Origin of the sequence: Streptomyces asoensis, from assembly GCF_016860545.1 — a bacterium.
GTDB lineage: Bacteria > Actinomycetota > Actinomycetes > Streptomycetales > Streptomycetaceae > Streptomyces > Streptomyces asoensis.
This window is the reverse complement of record NZ_BNEB01000002.1, coordinates 422,352-437,984: the sequence shown is the minus strand read 5'-3', so window position 1 is coordinate 437,984 and position 15,633 is coordinate 422,352. Positions and strand designations below refer to the sequence as shown.

The following is a 15,633-nucleotide window of genomic DNA, read 5'->3' as shown; positions in this document are numbered from 1 at the left end:
AAACGAGTGTTACAGTCCAGCACCTGCATCCGCTGGGCGATACCAGCATCCCGCAGAACGAGACGAAGGAGGAAAGCATGCCGCTGCTCACCCGGCGCCGCTTCCTCGACTTCGGCCGCTGCGCCGGCGACGGCTGTCGCGGCTAGTCCGCTTCCTCGCCCCTCCCCCGCGGTTCCGCCGCTCCGAGCACCGTCGCTCACCTCACCCCGCCGTGACCCGCGCACCGCAGCCTCCCGATGCGTCTCCCGGCATACCCGGAAGGTTCCCCGATGCCCCGCAGACACCGCCGCTCCGTGCAGTTCGCCGCGCTCGCGACCGGCACCGTGCTCCTCGCCACCGCCTGCAACGCCGCCGCGAAGAAGGACGACTCCGCTGCGGGCGCGAGCGGCGGCAGCGGCACGTCCTTCACCCTCGTCACCCCCGACGCCGTCGGCCAGAACGAGTTCCTCAAGCTCGCGGTGACCGGCGTCGAGAACGCGGCGAAGCAGCACGACGGGACCCAGAAGGTCTACCAGTCCACCGACACCGCCTCCCAGCAGCAGAACGTGCAGGCCGCGGTGGACGCCAAGCCGGACGTCATCGTCCTCGTCGGCTTCGAGTTCGCCGACATCGTCGCCCAGCAGGCCGCGAAGAACCCCGGCCAGCAGTTCCTGATCATCGACGCGTGCACCGCGAAGACCTTCAAGAACGTCAGCTGCGCGGTCTTCCGCGAGCACGAGGGCGTCTACCTCGCGGGCGCCGAGGCGGGCCTGCTCAGCAAGTCCGGCAAGGTCGGCGCGGTCGACGTGCTCGACACGCCCCAGTTCCGCCGCTACAGCGACCCGTTCGCGGCCGGCGCGAAGAAGGCCGCCGCGAAGACCGAGGCGTCCACCCGGTTCGTCGGCGGCCAGTCGCCGTTCGACGACTCGGCGCGCGCCAAGGAGCAGGCGAACACTCTGCTCGCCAAGGGCTACGACCAGATCATGGCGGCCGCGGCGGCGGGCAACTACGGCGTCTTCGAGGCGGCCAAGGCCAAGGGCGCGTTCGCGTACGGCGTCGACGTCAACCAGTGCCCCTCGGCGCCCGGCACGGTCGTCGACAACGTGATCAAGCGCACGGACGTCGCCGTCGAGAAGGGCCTCGGGACGGTCCTCGGCGGCACGACCGGCACGACCGTCTCGTACGGCCTCAAGGAGGGCGGCATCAGCCTGACCGGCCTCGAGGACGGCGTGGACTCGTCGAAGTGCGTGATCGCCGACCACAAGGACGTCCTGACGAAGGTCGAGGCACTGCGCGACCAGATCGTCTCCGGAGAGCTGAAGGTCGATGACCCCGCCGCCTCCTGAGGACCTCGCCGTCGAACTCCGGGGAATCACCAAGCGGTTCCCCGGCACGCTCGCCAACGACGCCGTCGACCTGACCGTGCGCCGCGGTGAGATCCACGCGCTGATGGGCGAGAACGGCGCGGGCAAGTCCACGCTGATGTCGGTCCTGTACGGCATGGAGCGCGCCGACGCCGGTTCGGTCCGCGTCGACGGGCGGGAGGTGCGCTTCGGCAGCCCCTCCGACGCCATGGCCGCCGGGCTGGGCATGGTCCACCAGAGCTTCAAGCTGTTCGGCTCGCTGACGGTCGCGGAGAACGTCGTCTACGCCGCCGAGCCGCGCCGCTTCGGCCTGGTGGACCGGGCCGCGGCCCGGCACCGGGTGCGCGAACTCGCCGAGGAGCACGGCCTCTTCGTCGACCCGGACGCCCGGGTGGGCGACCTGCCCGTCGGGCTGCGCCAGCGCGTGGAGATCCTCAAGCTGCTGCACCGGGGCGCCCGTACGCTGATCCTCGACGAGCCGACGGCGGTCCTCACCCCGGCGGAGGCGGACGGCCTGTTCGCGGTCCTCAAGTCGCTGGCCGAGCAGGGCCGTACGGTCGTCCTGGTCACCCACAAGCTGCGCGAGGTACTGGAGGGCAGCGACCGGGTGACCGTCCTGCGGGACGGCCGGGTCGTCGCCCGGCTGGTCACCGCCGCCACCACCGCCGACGAGATCGCCGCCGCGATGACCGGCCGCGCGGTCGAGCTGGACCGCGTCCACGCGCCGGGGACCCCCGGTGAGGCCGTGCTGCGGGTGACCGGTCTGCGCACCGACGCCGTCCACGACGTGGACGTGACCGTCCACGCGGGCGAGATCGTCGGTGTCGCGGGCGTGGCCGGCAACGGCCAGAGCGAGCTGGTCGAGGCGCTGGCCGGACTGCGTCCGGTCACCTCGGGACGGATCACCCTCCAGGGCGACGACATCACGCACGCCTCGGCCGCCCGGCGGCGCGTGCGAGGGCTCGCCTACGTCCCCGAGGACCGGCACGCGGTCGGTACGGCGCCCGCCGCCTCGGTCGCGGACAACCTGGCGATGGGCCACCACCGCACGGCCCTGTCGACCCGCGGTCTGCTGCCCCCGGCGGCGGTCCGCGCGCACGCCCGGCGGCTCGTCGAGCGCTTCGGCGTCAAGACCGCGACCACCGAGGTGCCCGCCTCGGCGCTGTCCGGCGGCAACCTCCAGAAGCTGCTCATCGGCCGCGAACTCGCCCACGAGGCACCCCTGCTGCTCGTCGAGCAGCCGACCCGGGGCGTCGACATCGGCGCCGTCCAGAACATCCACGACCAGCTGATCGCCTACCGCGACGCCGGCCACGCCGTCCTCCTCGTCTCGGCCGAGCTGAGCGAGATCCGCGGCCTCGCGGACCGGGTGCTCGTCATGTACGAGGGCAGGATCGCGGCGACGTACGCCAAGGCGGAGGCGGACGAGCGGACGCTGGGCCTGGCGATGGCCGGCGCCCCCGTGGAGGCCACCCCCGCAGACGAGCACACCGACGTGAGCCCACAGACATGACACGCATATCCGGAGCGCTCCGCTCCCCCCTCACCTTCTCCGTGCTGGCGGGCCTGGTCATCGGCGCGCTGTTCCTGCTCGGCACCGGCGCCGACCCGGTCACGGCGTACCGGGCCGTCGTGACCGGCGCGCTCGGCGCCGACGGCATCGGCCCGACCCTGACCACCGGCACCAGCGTGCTCGGGCTGGCGCTCGCGCTGGCGGTCCCGCTGCGGGCCGGGCTGATCAACCTCGGCGGCGACGGGCAGATGGTGCTCGGTGGGATCACGGCGACGATGACCGGTCTGCACTCGCCGTTCCCGGCCCCCCTCACCGTCGTCCTGGCCCTGCTGGCCGGGCTGGCCGCGGGCGCCGGGTACGCCGTCCTGGCCGCCCTGTGCGAGAACCACCTCGGGGTTCCGCTGCTGGTCAGCAGTCTGCTGCTCAGCTACCCGGCGGTGTCCCTGGCCTCCTACCTGGCGCGCTACCCGCTCAAGGAGCCCGGCTCCAGCCTGCCCCAGACCCGGGCGCTGCCCGAGGGTGTGGCGCTGCCCGCGTTCGGCGACTCCACGGTCACCCTCGGGCTGGTCCTGGTCGCGGTCGCCGCCGCCGTGTACTGGTTCACCGACCGGCGCACCGCGGTGGGCTACGAGATCCGCATGACGGGTCTCAACCCCCGGTTCGCCGCGTACGCGGGTGTCGGACGGCAGGGCCTGACGCTGCGGCTGATGGCGGTCTCCGGCGGACTGGCCGGGCTGGTGGGCGCGATCGGCGTGCTGAGCTTCCCCTACCGCTTCGTGGACGGCTCGCTCACCGGTCCCGGCTACACCTGGACCGGTCTGACCGCGGCCCTGCTCGCCGCCGCGGCTCCGCTGGGCACCGTGATCGCCGCGTTCTTCTTCGCCGTCCTCCAGGTCGGCGGCCTCGCGATGGAGCGCACCACCGAGGTGCCGCGCGAACTGACCCAGGTGCTCCAGGCGATCGTGATCGTCTTCCTCGCGGCCCGGCTGCGTCTGCCCGGCCGCCGGCCGCGCCGTTCACGGGAAAGCGAGGCGGTGTGATGTTCCTCGACTCCGATCTGCTCATGTCGGCGCTGCGCGCCCTCACCCCGATCCTGCTGGCCGCTCTCGGCGGCGCCCTGTGCGAGCGTGCCGGGGTCTTCAACATCGGCCTCGAGGGCATGATGCTGATGGGCTGCTTCACGTCGGTGGCGACCAGCTGGTTCACCGGCAGCGCCTGGCTCGGCGTCCTGGCGGCGGCGCTCGCGGCGGCCGCGTACTCGCTGATCCTGGCGGTGGGCGCGGTCACCCTGCGCGGGGACGCGGTGGTCCTCGGTATCGCCATGAACCTGCTGGCCGTCGGCCTCACCGGCTTCCTGCTGCGCACCGTCTTCGGTGTGCAGGGGACCTTCGACGACCCCTCGCTCGCCGGGCTGCCGCTGATCGGCGGCTTCACTGCCCTCGCCTACCTGTCGTGGGCGGCGGTCGCGGTCGCCGCGCTGCTGCTGTCGCGGCACGTGTGGGGGCTGCGGCTGCGTGGGGTCGGCGAGGCGCCCGACGCGGCGGCCACCCTCGGGGTGAGCCCGGCGAGGTACCGGTACGGCGTGATCCTGCTGTCGGGGGTCCTGTGCGGCCTCGCGGGGGCCCAGCTGGCCCTGGGCAACGTCACGCTGTTCACGGAGAACATGACGGCGGGCCGTGGTTGGATCGCTGTCGTGGCCGTCATGCTGGGCCGCGCCGCGCCCCTGGGTGTCCTGCTCGCCGCGCTGCTGTTCGGGCTCGCCGAGGCGGCCGGGTTCCGCCTCCAGGGTCTCGGCCTGCCGCAGCAGGCGACCGACGCCGCGCCCTACGTCGTCACGCTCGGCGCGTTGTTCCTCACGACGGCCCGCCGCCGTCGCCGCCCCCGTACCACCGGAGCCGTCCAATGACGCAGGACCTGCTGCCCATCACCCGCGTGCCGCGCACCGGGCTTCCCCCGCACGCCGTGGTCGTCGGCGACCCGGCCCGCGCCGCGGCCGTCGCCGCGCTCCTCGACGGCGCGGAGGAGGTCTCGTACCACCGCGAGTACCGGGTGTTCAGCGGGAGCTGGAAGGGCCTGCCGGTCGTCGTCGCCTCGCACGGGGTGGGCGCGCCGGGCGCGATCCTGCTGTTCCAGGAGCTGGCCGACGCGGGGGTGCGCACCTTCCTGCGGTTCGGCACGGCGGGCGCGATGAAGCCGGGCATCGGGGACGGCGACCTGGTCGTCGCGGAGGCCGCCGTCCGTGACGACGGGGTGACCCATCAGCTGCTGCCCCCGGAGTACCCGGCCGTCGCGGCGCCGGAGGCGGTCCTCGCGCTCCAGCGCGCGGCCCGTGCCGCCGGCGCCCCGCACCACCGGGGCGTCGTGTGGACCCGGGCCGCCTTCCAGCCGGGTCTGCTCCCGCTCTTCTCCTACGCCGGCGCCGGGCTCGCCGCCATCGAGATGGAGCTGTCCGCCCTGCTGGTCACCGCCTCGCTGCGCGGACTGGTCGCGGGCGGTGTGCTGGTGATCGACGGGGCGAACGCCGACGAACTCGTCGACGAGCAGGCGACCGGCGGCTACGACCCGCACCGCGAGGTCGTGGCGGCGGGCGTCGAACGCGGCGCGGTGGTCTCCCTGGAGGCGCTGCGGCTGCTCGCCGAGGCGGAGGAAGGGGAGCAGGCGTGAGCATCGACCTGCTGGTGCACGGCGGCGACGTCCTGACGATGGACGACGCCGGGACCGTCGTGCGCGACGGCGCGGTCGCGGTCCACGAGGGCGAGATCGTCGCCGTGGGGCCGGCCGACGAGCTGCGCGGCCGCCATCCGGCCGCCGAGGAGATCGACGCCGCCGGGTGTCTCGTCCTGCCCGGGCTGATCAACGCGCACACCCATCTCGCGATGACGCTGCTGCGCGGCCGCGCCGACGACGTCACCCTCCAGGGGTTCCTGGAGCGGGTCCTCACCTGGGAGGCGGAGCTGCTGACGCCGCAGAACGTGGCGGCGGCGGTGCGGCTGGCGGTCGCCGAGAGCCTGCGGGCCGGGGTCACCTCGGCGCTGGACATGTACTGGTTCCACGAGGCGGCGGAGCGGGCGGCCCGGGAGGCGGGCTGGCGGCTGCACACCGGGCCCACCTTCATGGACGTGCCCGGACCGCCGGACGGCATGGCCTACGGGGCGCGGCTCGCGTGGGCCCGCCGGGACCTGGCGGCACGCGGGCCGGCCCGGCCCGGGCACCGGCCGGTGGTCTTCGCGCACTCGGCCTACACCCTCTCCCCCGGGCAGCTCACCGAAGTGTTCGCGCTGGCCCGTGAGTTCGGGGCGCTGGTGCACATCCACGCGGCCGAGAACGCCACCGAGGTCGCCACCGTCGAGGTGCAGCACGGCAAGCGGCCGGTGGAGCTGCTGGACTCGCTCGGGCTGCTCGGTCCCGACGTGCTGCTCGCGCACGCGGTGGACCTCACGGGGCCGGAGATCGCGGCGCTGGCCCGCACGGGCACGGGCGTCGCCCACTGTCCGGTGTCCAACCTGAAGCTGGGCTGCGGGATCGCTCCCGTGCCGCGGCTGCTGAGCGCGGGCGTGACGGTGGGGCTGGGCACGGACGGCGCCGTCAGCTCCAACTCGCTGGACGTCCTGGGGGCGGTGCGGCAGGCGGCGCTGGTGCACAAGGCGGGCGGCGACCCGACGGCGGTAGGCGCCGAGCAGGCCGTGCGGATGGCGACGATCGAGGGCGCGCGGGCGCTCGGGCTCGGTGACCGGCTCGGTTCCCTGGAGGCGGGCAAGCGGGCCGACCTGATCGTCCTCGACCTGGACGCGCCGCACCTGCGGCCGCGCCACGACCCCTGGTCGACGCTGGCGTACGCGGCGCACTCCCCGGACGTGCGGGACACCGTCGTCGACGGGCGGGTTCTGATGCGCGATCGCGGGCTCACCACGCTCGACGAGCGGGCGGTGATCGCGGATCTGGAGGCAGTCCTGTGATCTGCCCGCATAATGGCCGCTGAGACATCCGATGTCTTGATCCGGCGTCCTGACCGAGGCCGGGTCCGGACGTCCGGGCGGTGAGCGAGACACAGGGAGGCCGGTCATGGCAGTCACCGACGAGGCGATCGAGAAGATCAAGGGCATGATCGTCTCGGGTGCGCTGCGCCCCGGGGACCGGCTCCCCAAGGAGAGCGAGCTGGCCGCGGAGCTGGGCCTGTCGCGCAACTCCCTGCGGGAGGCGGTGCGCGCCCTGTCGCTGATCCGGATCCTGGACGTGCGCCAGGGCGACGGCACGTACGTCACCAGTCTCGACCCGCAACTGCTCCTGGAGGCGCTGAGTTTCGTCGTCGACTTCCACCGCGACGACACCGTCCTGGAGTTCCTCGCCGTACGGCGCATCCTGGAGCCGGCCGCCACGGCGATGGCCGCCCTGCGGATCAGCGAGCAGCAACTGGACGCGCTCGAGGCCCAGTTGGACAAGCTCGGCGCCGATCCTTCGGTCGAGGAACTGGTCGCCGGGGACCTGGAGTTCCACCGGGGCATCGTGCACAGTGCCGGCAACTCGGTGCTGTGCTCGCTGCTGGACGGGCTTTCGGGGCCGACCACCCGGGCCCGGATCTGGCGCGGTCTGACGCAGGAGGACGCGGTCGCCGGCACGCTGCGCGAGCACCGGGCGATCCTCGCCGCGCTGCGCGACCGGGACGCGGAGGCCGCGCGGTCGTGGGCCACGGTGCACATCGCGAGCGTGGAGCAGTGGTTGCGCTCGACTCTGTGAGCGCGCCCTGTACGCCGGCTGTGAAGAGCGCCGCGAGTCGGAGCGGAAGCGGGGTGTCCGGGGGTGGTGAACGGGGCAGTGATCCGTTCACTCCCCCGTGCGAGGGGGCTGCGAGCGCTCCCGCGGAACGCCGTAAGGTTGGGTGGTCAAGCGAGGGCACGTCGGAAGGAGGCGCTGGGTGATCGAGCTCGAGGGGGTTCCCGAGCTGATCGACCCGGTCATGGTGGCCGCGTTCGAGGGCTGGAACGATGCCGGCGACGCCGCCTCCACCGCGGTCGGGCATCTGGAGCGGGAGTGGAAGGGCGAGGTGTTCGCGGCGCTGGACGCCGAGGACTACTACGACTTCCAGGTGAACCGTCCCACGGTGTGGATGGACGCCGGCGTGCGCAAGATCACCTGGCCGACGACAAGGTTGTCGGTCGTGCGGGTCGGCGGCGACAAACCGCGCGACCTGGTGCTCGTCCGCGGCATCGAACCGTCCATGCGCTGGCGCTCGTTCTGCAACGAGCTGCTCGGTTTTGCACATGAGCTGGGCGTGGAGCTGGTGGTGATCCTGGGCGCCCTGCTCGGGGACACCCCGCACACCCGCCCGGTGCCGATCAGCGGGACCACGTCCGACGCCGACCTGGCCCAGCGGATGGATCTCGAGGAGACCAAGTACGAGGGCCCGACGGGCATCGTGGGTGTCCTCCAGGAGGCGTGCACGCACGCGGGCGTACCCGCGGTGAGCCTGTGGGCGGCGGTACCGCACTACGTCTCGCAGCCGCCCAACCCGAAGGCGACGCTGGCCCTCCTCAACCGCCTGGAGGACCTGATCGACGTCCGCATCCCGCTGGGCGAGCTGCCGGAGGACGCGCGCGCGTGGCAGGTGGGCGTGGACCAGCTGGCCGCCGAGGACACCGAGGTCGCCGAGTACGTGCAGACCCTGGAGGAGGCGCGGGACACCGCGGAGCTGCCGGAGGCGTCGGGCGAGGCGATCGCCCGCGAGTTCGAGCGCTATCTGCGGCGCCGGGACGGCGGAGGCCCGCCGGACCCCGGGGAGCGCACCAGGCCCCCGAAGCCGCCCAAGCCGACCGGGGACACCTCCGACGACGGCGAGTCGTCGGAGGAATGACACGGTCGGCGGGTCCGGCGGTCCGGGACGGACGACGAAGAGGGGCGGTGCGCGTCGGCGCACCGCCCCTCTTCGTGCCCGTGGCCGGGGCTCCTTCGGTTACAGCGCCACGCCGAGCAACGCGTCCACGGCCCGCGAGACGACTCCCGGGGCGCCGATGTCCGTACCGCCCCGCTCCTCCTGCGAAGCCGCCCAGCGGTCGACCGCGGCGAGCGCGGCGGGGGCGTCGAGGTCGTCGGCGAGGGCTGCGCGGATCTCCTCGACCAAGGCCTCGGCGGGCGGTCCGTCGGGCCGGGAGACGGCGGCCCGCCAGCGCCCGAGCCGGGCCACGGCGTCCGTCAGGACCTGGTCGGTCCACTCCCAGTCGGCCCGGTAGTGGTGGGCGAGGAGGGTGAGCCGGATCGCGGCGGGGTCGACGCCGTCCTGGCGCAGCTTGGAGACGAAGACGAGGTTGCCCCGGGACTTGGACATCTTCTCGCCGTGCAGGCCCACCATGCCGGCGTGCACGTACGCCTGCGCCATGGGGAACTCGCCGGTCAGCACCTGGGCGTGGGAGGCGCCCATCTCGTGGTGCGGGAAGGCGAGGTCGGAGCCGCCGCCCTGCACGTCGAAGCCCATCCCGAGGTGGTCCAGGGCGATGGCCACGCACTCGATGTGCCAGCCGGGCCGGCCGCGGCCGAGCGAGCCGCCGTCCCAGCTGGGCTCGCCCTCGCGGGCCGCCATCCAGAGCATCGGGTCGAGCGGGTTCTTCTTGCCGGAGCGCTCGGGGTCGCCGCCGCGCTCGGCGGAGAGCAGCCGCATGGCGGCCGCGTCCAGGCGGGAGACCTTGCCGAAGTGCGGGTCGGACTCGACGGAGAAGTAGATGTCGCCCTCGAGTTCGTAGGCGGCGCCGACGTCGCGCAGCCGCTCCACGAGCGGGACGATGCCGGGTATCGCCTCGACGGCGCCTATGTAGTGCCGCGGGGGCAGCATCCGCAGCGCCGTCATGTCCTCGCGGAAGAGCGCCGTCTCCTTCTCGGCGAGGGCGACCCAGTCGAGGCCGTCACGCTCGGCGCGCTCCAGGAGCGGGTCGTCGACGTCGGTGACGTTCTGGACGTAGTGAACCTGCCGCTTGGTGTCGAGCCACACGCGCTGGACGAGGTCGAACGCGTTGTAGGTCGCCGCGTGACCCATGTGGGTCGCGTCGTACGGCGTGATGCCGCAGACGTAGATACGGGCGACGGGACCGGGGTCGAGGGAGACCAAGCCGCCGGTCGCGGTGTCGTGGATCCTCAGGTCGCGGCCCTGACCAGGCAGGGCGGGGACCTCGGAAGCGGGCCAGGCATGCATGTCATGAGCCTAACCGGACGGAAGTGACCTGTACGAACCGGAGCAGGCCGGACGGCCGGTAAGGCCCTCTTGCGCGATCCCGCCGGCTGTGCGCGCGCCGGGTCGGGGGTGTGGAGGAGCCGGTCAGACCGGGGGCCAGGGGATGGCCGGCCAGTCGCCGCTCGGCTCCGGGTGGGTGCCGGTCTCCAGCAACGCCTCGGCACGCGCGCGGGTGGCGTCGACTTCGGCCGGGGTGATGAGCGCGGTCAGGGCGACCGCGAGCCGTCCGCCGGGTTCCAGGGCCGCCCTGAGGCCCTTGAGGACGTCCAGGGCCTCCCCGGTCAAAGGCTCGCCCGCCCAGCCCCACAGCAGCGTGCGCAGCTTGTTCTCGGCGTTGAAGGTGACCCCGTGGTCGATGCCGTACAGCCGGCCGTCGGCGGTGGGCAGCAGATGGCCGCCCTTGCGGTCGGCGTTGTTGATCACCGCGTCGAGGACGGCGAGCCGGCGCAGCCGTTCGTCGTCGGCATGCACCAGCAGCGCGGTGCGGCCCTCACCGACCTCGGCGAGGCCGATCGCCTTCCAGCCCGGCTCCGGCTCCCGCGCGTCCACCAGGGCGAGCAGGTCGGACTCCGGCGCCGTCTCGATCCACAGCTGGCACATGCCCTCGCCGTACGGCCCGTCGCGCAGCACGGTCGGGGGCACCAGGCCCCATCCGGTCGCCTCGGACACCTCGTAGGCGGCGACCTCGCGCCGGGCGAGGGTGCCGTCGGGGAAGTCCCACAGCGGCCGCTCCCCCGCGACCGGCTTGTAGACGCAGGCCGCCTCGCGGCCCTCGTGGGTGACGGTGCAGTAGAGGGCCGCGTTCGAGGCGTCGCTGATCCGTCCGCGGACGGTGAGCGCGCCGTGCGCGAGGAGTTCGGCGCCGGCCGGGTCGGTGGCCGTCACGCCCCCCGGCGGTATCCGTTCTGGCGCGGACATACGTGTCCTTCCGGGTCGAGCGGCAGACTGCACAGCGGGCACGGCGGCCGGCCCGCGTTGACGACGTCCAGCGCGCGCTTGGCGAACGCCCGCGCCTGCGCGCCGGTGAGCCGGACCCGCAGCATCGGAGGTCCGTTCTCCTCGTCCTGGAGGAGCTTCTCCTCGGCCTCGGCGAGGTCCTCCTCCGAGTCCGCCTCCAGTTCCACCAGGGCCTGCGCCTCGACGATCATGCGCTGTTCCTCACCGTCCCAGGCGAGGGCCATGGTGCCGACCCGGAACTCCTCCTCGACCGGCGTGTCGAGGGGGGCGGTGTCGGTGTTCTCGGCAGGTGACATCGCGGGCACGGGGGCGCTGCCGCCGCTGCGGCGGACCACCTCGTCCAGCAGTTCGTCCATGCGCTCGGCGAGGGCGGCGACCTGGGTCTTCTCCAGGGCCACGCTGGTCACCCGGGCGCCGGCGGTGGCCTGGAGGAAGAACGTACGGCGCCCGGGCAGTCCGACCGTCCCGGCCACGAAACGGTCCGGGGGGTCGTAGAGGAACACCTGACGGGACACGTCCTGTCTCCATGGGAATCGGGGGTCATCGTGGGCCGGGGAACGGATGGGGGAACGTCCCTGCGGGTACGCGCGCGTTTGCGGACCGCTTCACCCTACTGCGACCGACGATCACGGTGCGCCCGCACCGCCCCCGACCGTCGCGTCCCCGGCCGGCGGCTCCTCGCGCGGGGCGAGGGAGGCGAAGTCCCCGGTGTCGCCGAGACGCACGAGAAAGGGGCGCAGCCGGGTGTATCGGATCGCGGTGATGGAACACGGTTCTACGGAGATCCGCTGGAAGAGGTCGAGATGAAGCCCGAGCGCATCCGCCACGAGCGACTTGATGATGTCGCCGTGCGAGCACATCAGATAGACGGCGTCGGCGCCGTGGTCGCGCTCCACGCGCGCGTTCCACTCCCGTACCGCCTCGGCGGCGCGGGTCTGCATGGCCCGCATGGACTCGCCGCCCGGGAACGCGGCGGCGGAGGGATGCGCCTGCACCACCTCCATCAGGGGCTCGTCCATCAGCTCGGCGAGTTTGCGCCCGGACCAGTCGCCGTAGTGGCACTCCCCGATCCGCTCGTCGGTGTGGACGCGCAGCCCGGGGCGGGCCTCGAGGAGCGGGCGGAGCGTCTCCTGGCAGCGCTGGAGGGGGCTCGTGACGACCTCGGCGATCGGGAGCCCGTCGAGCCGGCCGGGCAGCGCGGCGGCCTGGGCGGCGCCCCGTTCGTCGAGGGCGACGCCGGGCGTCCAGCCGGCGAGCACGGCGGAGGTGTTGGCGGTGGACCGGCCGTGCCGGACGAGGATCAGCGTGGGCATGCGGCCCAGCGTAGGCGCACGCGCGCGTGTGCCGACGGGTGCCCGAGGGAAGGATGGGCCGAGTGATCGTCGACTGCGCCGTCTACCGGGACGGGCACCGTGCGCAGGGCCCGCAGGACTTCTCGGACGCCCTGGCCGAGGCGCGGGCGGCGGGCGGCTTCGTGTGGATCGGGCTGCACGAGCCGTCGGAGAACGAGTTCGACCACGTCACGCGGGAGTTCGCCCTGCACCCGCTGGCGGTCGAGGACGCCCTCAAGGCGCATCAGCGGCCCAAGCTGGAGGTCTACGACGACTCGCTGTTCCTGGTGTTCAAGCCGGTCGTCTACGAGCCCGAGAGCGACTCCGTCTCCTCCGGCGAGGTGATGGTGTTCCTCGGCGACGGCTTCGTGGTGAGCGTCCGGCACGGGGAGGGCGCGCCGCTGGCCGCCGTGCGCCAGCGGCTGGAACAGGAGCCGGAGCTGCTCGCCAAGGGGCCCACGGCGGTGGTGTACGCCATCGCCGACGCCACCGTGGACCACTACCTGGACGTGGCGACCGAGCTCCAGACGGACCTGGAGGAGCTGGAGACGGAGGTGTTCTCGCCGGACGGCGGCGGCTCGCGGAACACGGCGTCGCGGATCTACCGGTTCAAGCGCCAGGTCCTGGAGTTCCGGCGGGCCACCGGTCCGCTGGGGCCGCCGCTGACGAGGCTGGCCGGTGTCGGCGCGTCCGGCCCGGGCGTGCCCTTCGTGAACGAGAAGGCGCGGCCCTTCTTCCGGGACGTCAACGACCACCTCACGCGCGTGAACGACTCCGTGGAGGGGCTGGACCGGCTGGTCACGGACATCCTGTCGGCGCATCTGGCGCAGATGAGCGTCCGGCAGAACGACGACATGCGGAAGATCTCGGCGTGGGCGGCGATGGCCGCGGTCCCCACGATGATCGCGGGGATCTACGGCATGAACTTCGAGCACATGCCGGAACTGCGGTGGGTGTGGTCGTATCCGGCGGTGATCGCGCTGATGGTCGTGCTCGAGGTGCTGCTGTACCGGTTGTTCAAACGGCGGGGCTGGCTCTAGAGGTCCGCGGCCGCGTGCGGGGCCGTCCGGCGCGCGTACGCGGCCGGGCGGTCGGGCGGTCGGGTGGCTCAGGCGAACTCGGGGGCCGGGACGGCCGGACCGCCGAGCGCGTCACGGTGTTCGGGCATCTCCAGGGAGACCATCCGCCGCCAGCCCGCGAAGCGCTCCCACGCGTGGACGGCGTGGATGCCCGCCGCGAGGAGTACGGACCTGGCCCTGGTCCAGCCGAGGATGTCGCCCATGTGGGCCATGACGGCCAGGCTCACGTCGCGGTAGATCCGGATCTCGGCGAGCGCGCACGCGCGCAGGGTCTGCTGGATCAGGCGGCCGTGTCCCGCGTGGGCCAGCCGCAGCAGTTCCTCGTGACAGTAGGCGAGGTGGTTGTCCTCGTCCTGGGAGATCATCCGCACCGCGCGGCCGAGGTCGGGATGGTCGCCGAAGTGCCTGCGCAGCAGCTGCATCTGTTCGGCGGCCCGCTGCTCGGTGACCCTGCTGTGGGCGAGGTAGGTGACGATGTCCCGCACGGTGAGCGGCTCGTCGGAGTTGAGCCGGTCGTGCGCGAGGCCGATGCCGGCGCGCTCCAGGAGCATCGTGTAGTCGGTGTCGCCCGGGACGGGGACGGGAGCGAGGCCGCGCTTCTTGATCAGGGCGTAGAAGATCCGGCCGTGCTTGTCCTCGTCGGCGCCGTGACGGGTGATCTTCGGGGCGAGGGCGCGCTGGCTCTGCGGGACGAGCGCGGCGATCCGCGCGTTCTCCCAGCCGCCCTGCGCCTCTCCGCCGGCGGCGATGGAACAGAAGAGCGCGAAGGACTCGTCGTCGTCGATGATCTCCTGGAACAGACTCTTGGCCGACAGCATCGTGGGGCACCTCTCGCATCGCGCAGGATTCCGCAGCATTCCGCAAGGAACGAGTCAAATGCGACCAGGAAGGTGCTGCAACAGGTGTGTCGGACAACTGCGCCGAAAGAGGGACGCCCGGAGTCGGCCCGGGAGCGTAACCAGGGGCCGCGCGGGGCGTTGTTCCGCGTGACGGCCGTGGCGGGGAAGACCCCCGAGCCCCCACCACGGCCGCTGAACTTCCGGGGCCCGCGGGCCCCGTGCGCTACGCCAGTCCGGCGAGCTCCATGGCCTGGGTGCCGGCCCGCAGCGAGGCCAGGCGCTCGTCGAGGGTGAAGCCCGCGGGCGCGAGCGTCAGGGTGGTGACGCCGGCCGCCGCGTAGGCCTTCATGCGGTCGGCGATCCGCTCCACCGAACCCAGCAGCGTGGTCCGGTCGATCAGGTCGTGCGGCACGGCGGCCGCGGCGCCCTGCTTGTCGCCGGACAGGTACTTGTCCTGGATCTCGTCGGCCGCGGCCTCGTACCCCATGCGGCGCGCGAGCTGGTTGTAGAAGTTCTGCTTGCGGCTGCCCATGCCCCCGACGTACAGCGCGGTGTAGGGGCGGAAGGTGTCCGCGAGGCGCTCGACGTCCTTGTCCTCACCCAGCGCCAGCGGCAGCGTCGGACAGACGTCGAAGCCGTCCAGCGTCTTGCCGGCCTTCTCGCGTCCGGCCCGCAGGTGCTTGATCGCGGTGTCCTCGAGATGCTCGGCGGACGGGAAGATCAGCAGCGCGCCGTCGGCGATCTCACCGGTCTGTTCGAGGTTCTTCGGGCCGATCGCGGCGATGTACAGCGGGATGTGCTCGCGCTCCGGGTGCACGGTCAGCTTGATCGGCTTGCCCGGGCCGTCGGGCAGCGGGAGGGTCCAGTGGGCGCCGTCGTACGACAGCCGCTCGCGGGTCATCGCCTTGCGGACGATCTCCACGTACTCGCGGGTGCGGGACAGCGGCTTGTCGAACTTGACGCCGTACCAGCCCTCGGAGACCTGGGGTCCCGAGACGCCGAGGCCGAGACGGAAGCGGCCGCCGGACAGCGAGTCGAGGGTGGCGGCGGTCATCGCGGTCATCGCCGGCTGCCGGGCCGGGATCTGGAAGATGGCCGAGCCGACGTCGATGCGCTCGGTCTGCGCGGCCACCCAGGTGAGCACGGTGGCCGCGTCGGAGCCGTAGGCCTCGGCGGCCCAGCACACGGCGTATCCGAGGCGGTCGGCCTCCTGGGCGACGGCGAGGTTGTCGCCGTCCATTCCGGCACCCCAGTAGCCGAGGTTGATCCCGAGCTGCATGGCCGATCCCCTTACTGATCAGTAACGACGCTGTTGCGCAGACCTTAGCGCGGGGGCGGGTGCCCGGGGAGGGCGG

General features: G+C 72.9%; 15 protein-coding genes. 9 read left to right on the top strand and 6 right to left on the bottom strand.

Features of this window, described 5'->3' with window-relative positions; genetic code table 11:
* Nucleotides 1-269 precede the first annotated feature (269 nt).
* The 8 genes from Saso_RS05095 to Saso_RS05060 all read left to right on the top strand — a co-directional run bounded on the left by Saso_RS05095 (nucleotide 270) and on the right by Saso_RS05060 (nucleotide 8,704).
* The gene (locus tag Saso_RS05095; RefSeq protein ID WP_189927522.1) at nucleotides 270-1,325 is read left to right on the top strand and encodes a BMP family ABC transporter substrate-binding protein; all 1,056 of its coding nucleotides are present in this window, start codon (nucleotides 270-272) and stop codon (nucleotides 1,323-1,325) included.
* Nucleotides 1,306-2,856, top strand: coding sequence for an ABC transporter ATP-binding protein (locus Saso_RS05090; protein WP_189927523.1), 1,551 nt, complete (start codon nucleotides 1,306-1,308; stop codon nucleotides 2,854-2,856). Before Saso_RS05095 ends, Saso_RS05090 begins: the two co-directional genes overlap by 20 nt.
* Nucleotides 2,853-3,896, top strand: a complete 1,044-nt coding sequence (locus Saso_RS05085) for an ABC transporter permease (RefSeq protein WP_189927524.1) — start codon at nucleotides 2,853-2,855, stop codon at nucleotides 3,894-3,896. The genes Saso_RS05090 and Saso_RS05085 overlap by 4 nt, the downstream gene beginning before the upstream one ends.
* Nucleotides 3,896-4,762, top strand: coding sequence for an ABC transporter permease (locus Saso_RS05080; protein ID WP_189927525.1), 867 nt, complete (start codon nucleotides 3,896-3,898; stop codon nucleotides 4,760-4,762). The genes Saso_RS05085 and Saso_RS05080 overlap by 1 nt, the downstream gene beginning before the upstream one ends.
* Entirely contained in the window at nucleotides 4,759-5,520 is a 762-nt protein-coding gene (locus Saso_RS05075) for a phosphorylase family protein (RefSeq protein WP_189927526.1), read from the top strand. Before Saso_RS05080 ends, Saso_RS05075 begins: the two co-directional genes overlap by 4 nt.
* The gene (locus tag Saso_RS05070) at nucleotides 5,517-6,812 is read left to right on the top strand and encodes an amidohydrolase (protein WP_189927527.1); all 1,296 of its coding nucleotides are present in this window, start codon (nucleotides 5,517-5,519) and stop codon (nucleotides 6,810-6,812) included. Before Saso_RS05075 ends, Saso_RS05070 begins: the two co-directional genes overlap by 4 nt.
* A gap of 106 nt (nucleotides 6,813-6,918) precedes the next feature.
* Nucleotides 6,919-7,590, top strand: a complete 672-nt coding sequence (locus Saso_RS05065) for a FadR/GntR family transcriptional regulator (protein ID WP_189927528.1) — start codon at nucleotides 6,919-6,921, stop codon at nucleotides 7,588-7,590.
* A gap of 178 nt (nucleotides 7,591-7,768) precedes the next feature.
* The gene (locus Saso_RS05060) at nucleotides 7,769-8,704 is read left to right on the top strand and encodes a PAC2 family protein (RefSeq protein ID WP_189927529.1); all 936 of its coding nucleotides are present in this window, start codon (nucleotides 7,769-7,771) and stop codon (nucleotides 8,702-8,704) included.
* A 99-nt stretch (nucleotides 8,705-8,803) separates the two neighbouring features.
* On the opposite strand, the gene mshC is transcribed toward Saso_RS05060, so the two are convergent.
* From mshC to Saso_RS05040, 4 genes are all read right to left on the bottom strand, one after another.
* A complete protein-coding gene (gene mshC, locus Saso_RS05055) occupies nucleotides 8,804-10,033 on the bottom strand; it encodes a cysteine--1-D-myo-inosityl 2-amino-2-deoxy-alpha-D-glucopyranoside ligase (RefSeq protein ID WP_189927530.1) in 1,230 nt (409 codons plus the stop codon).
* A gap of 123 nt (nucleotides 10,034-10,156) precedes the next feature.
* Nucleotides 10,157-10,990 (bottom strand): SCO1664 family protein, encoded by an 834-nt coding sequence (locus Saso_RS05050; RefSeq protein ID WP_189927531.1) that lies wholly within the window; start codon nucleotides 10,988-10,990, stop codon nucleotides 10,157-10,159.
* The gene (locus tag Saso_RS05045; protein WP_189927532.1) at nucleotides 10,954-11,544 is read right to left on the bottom strand and encodes a DUF3090 domain-containing protein; all 591 of its coding nucleotides are present in this window, start codon (nucleotides 11,542-11,544) and stop codon (nucleotides 10,954-10,956) included. Before Saso_RS05045 ends, Saso_RS05050 begins: the two co-directional genes overlap by 37 nt.
* 111 nt (nucleotides 11,545-11,655) lie before the next feature.
* Complete coding sequence (locus Saso_RS05040; RefSeq protein WP_189927533.1) at nucleotides 11,656-12,342, bottom strand: histidine phosphatase family protein; 687 nt, start codon at nucleotides 12,340-12,342, stop codon at nucleotides 11,656-11,658.
* A 62-nt stretch (nucleotides 12,343-12,404) separates the two neighbouring features.
* Here Saso_RS05040 and corA point away from each other — a divergent pair, with 62 nt between their 5' ends.
* Complete coding sequence (gene corA / locus Saso_RS05035; protein WP_189927534.1) at nucleotides 12,405-13,400, top strand: magnesium/cobalt transporter CorA; 996 nt, start codon at nucleotides 12,405-12,407, stop codon at nucleotides 13,398-13,400.
* Between the two features lie 68 nt (nucleotides 13,401-13,468).
* Here the strand turns inward: corA and Saso_RS05030 are convergent, their stop codons facing one another.
* Together Saso_RS05030 and Saso_RS05025 are read right to left on the bottom strand one after the other, a co-directional pair.
* Entirely contained in the window at nucleotides 13,469-14,257 is a 789-nt protein-coding gene (locus Saso_RS05030; RefSeq protein ID WP_189927535.1) for a ferritin-like domain-containing protein, read from the bottom strand.
* A 244-nt stretch (nucleotides 14,258-14,501) separates the two neighbouring features.
* A complete protein-coding gene (locus Saso_RS05025) occupies nucleotides 14,502-15,557 on the bottom strand; it encodes an LLM class F420-dependent oxidoreductase (protein WP_189927536.1) in 1,056 nt (351 codons plus the stop codon).
* Between the last annotated feature and the right edge of the window lie 76 nt (nucleotides 15,558-15,633).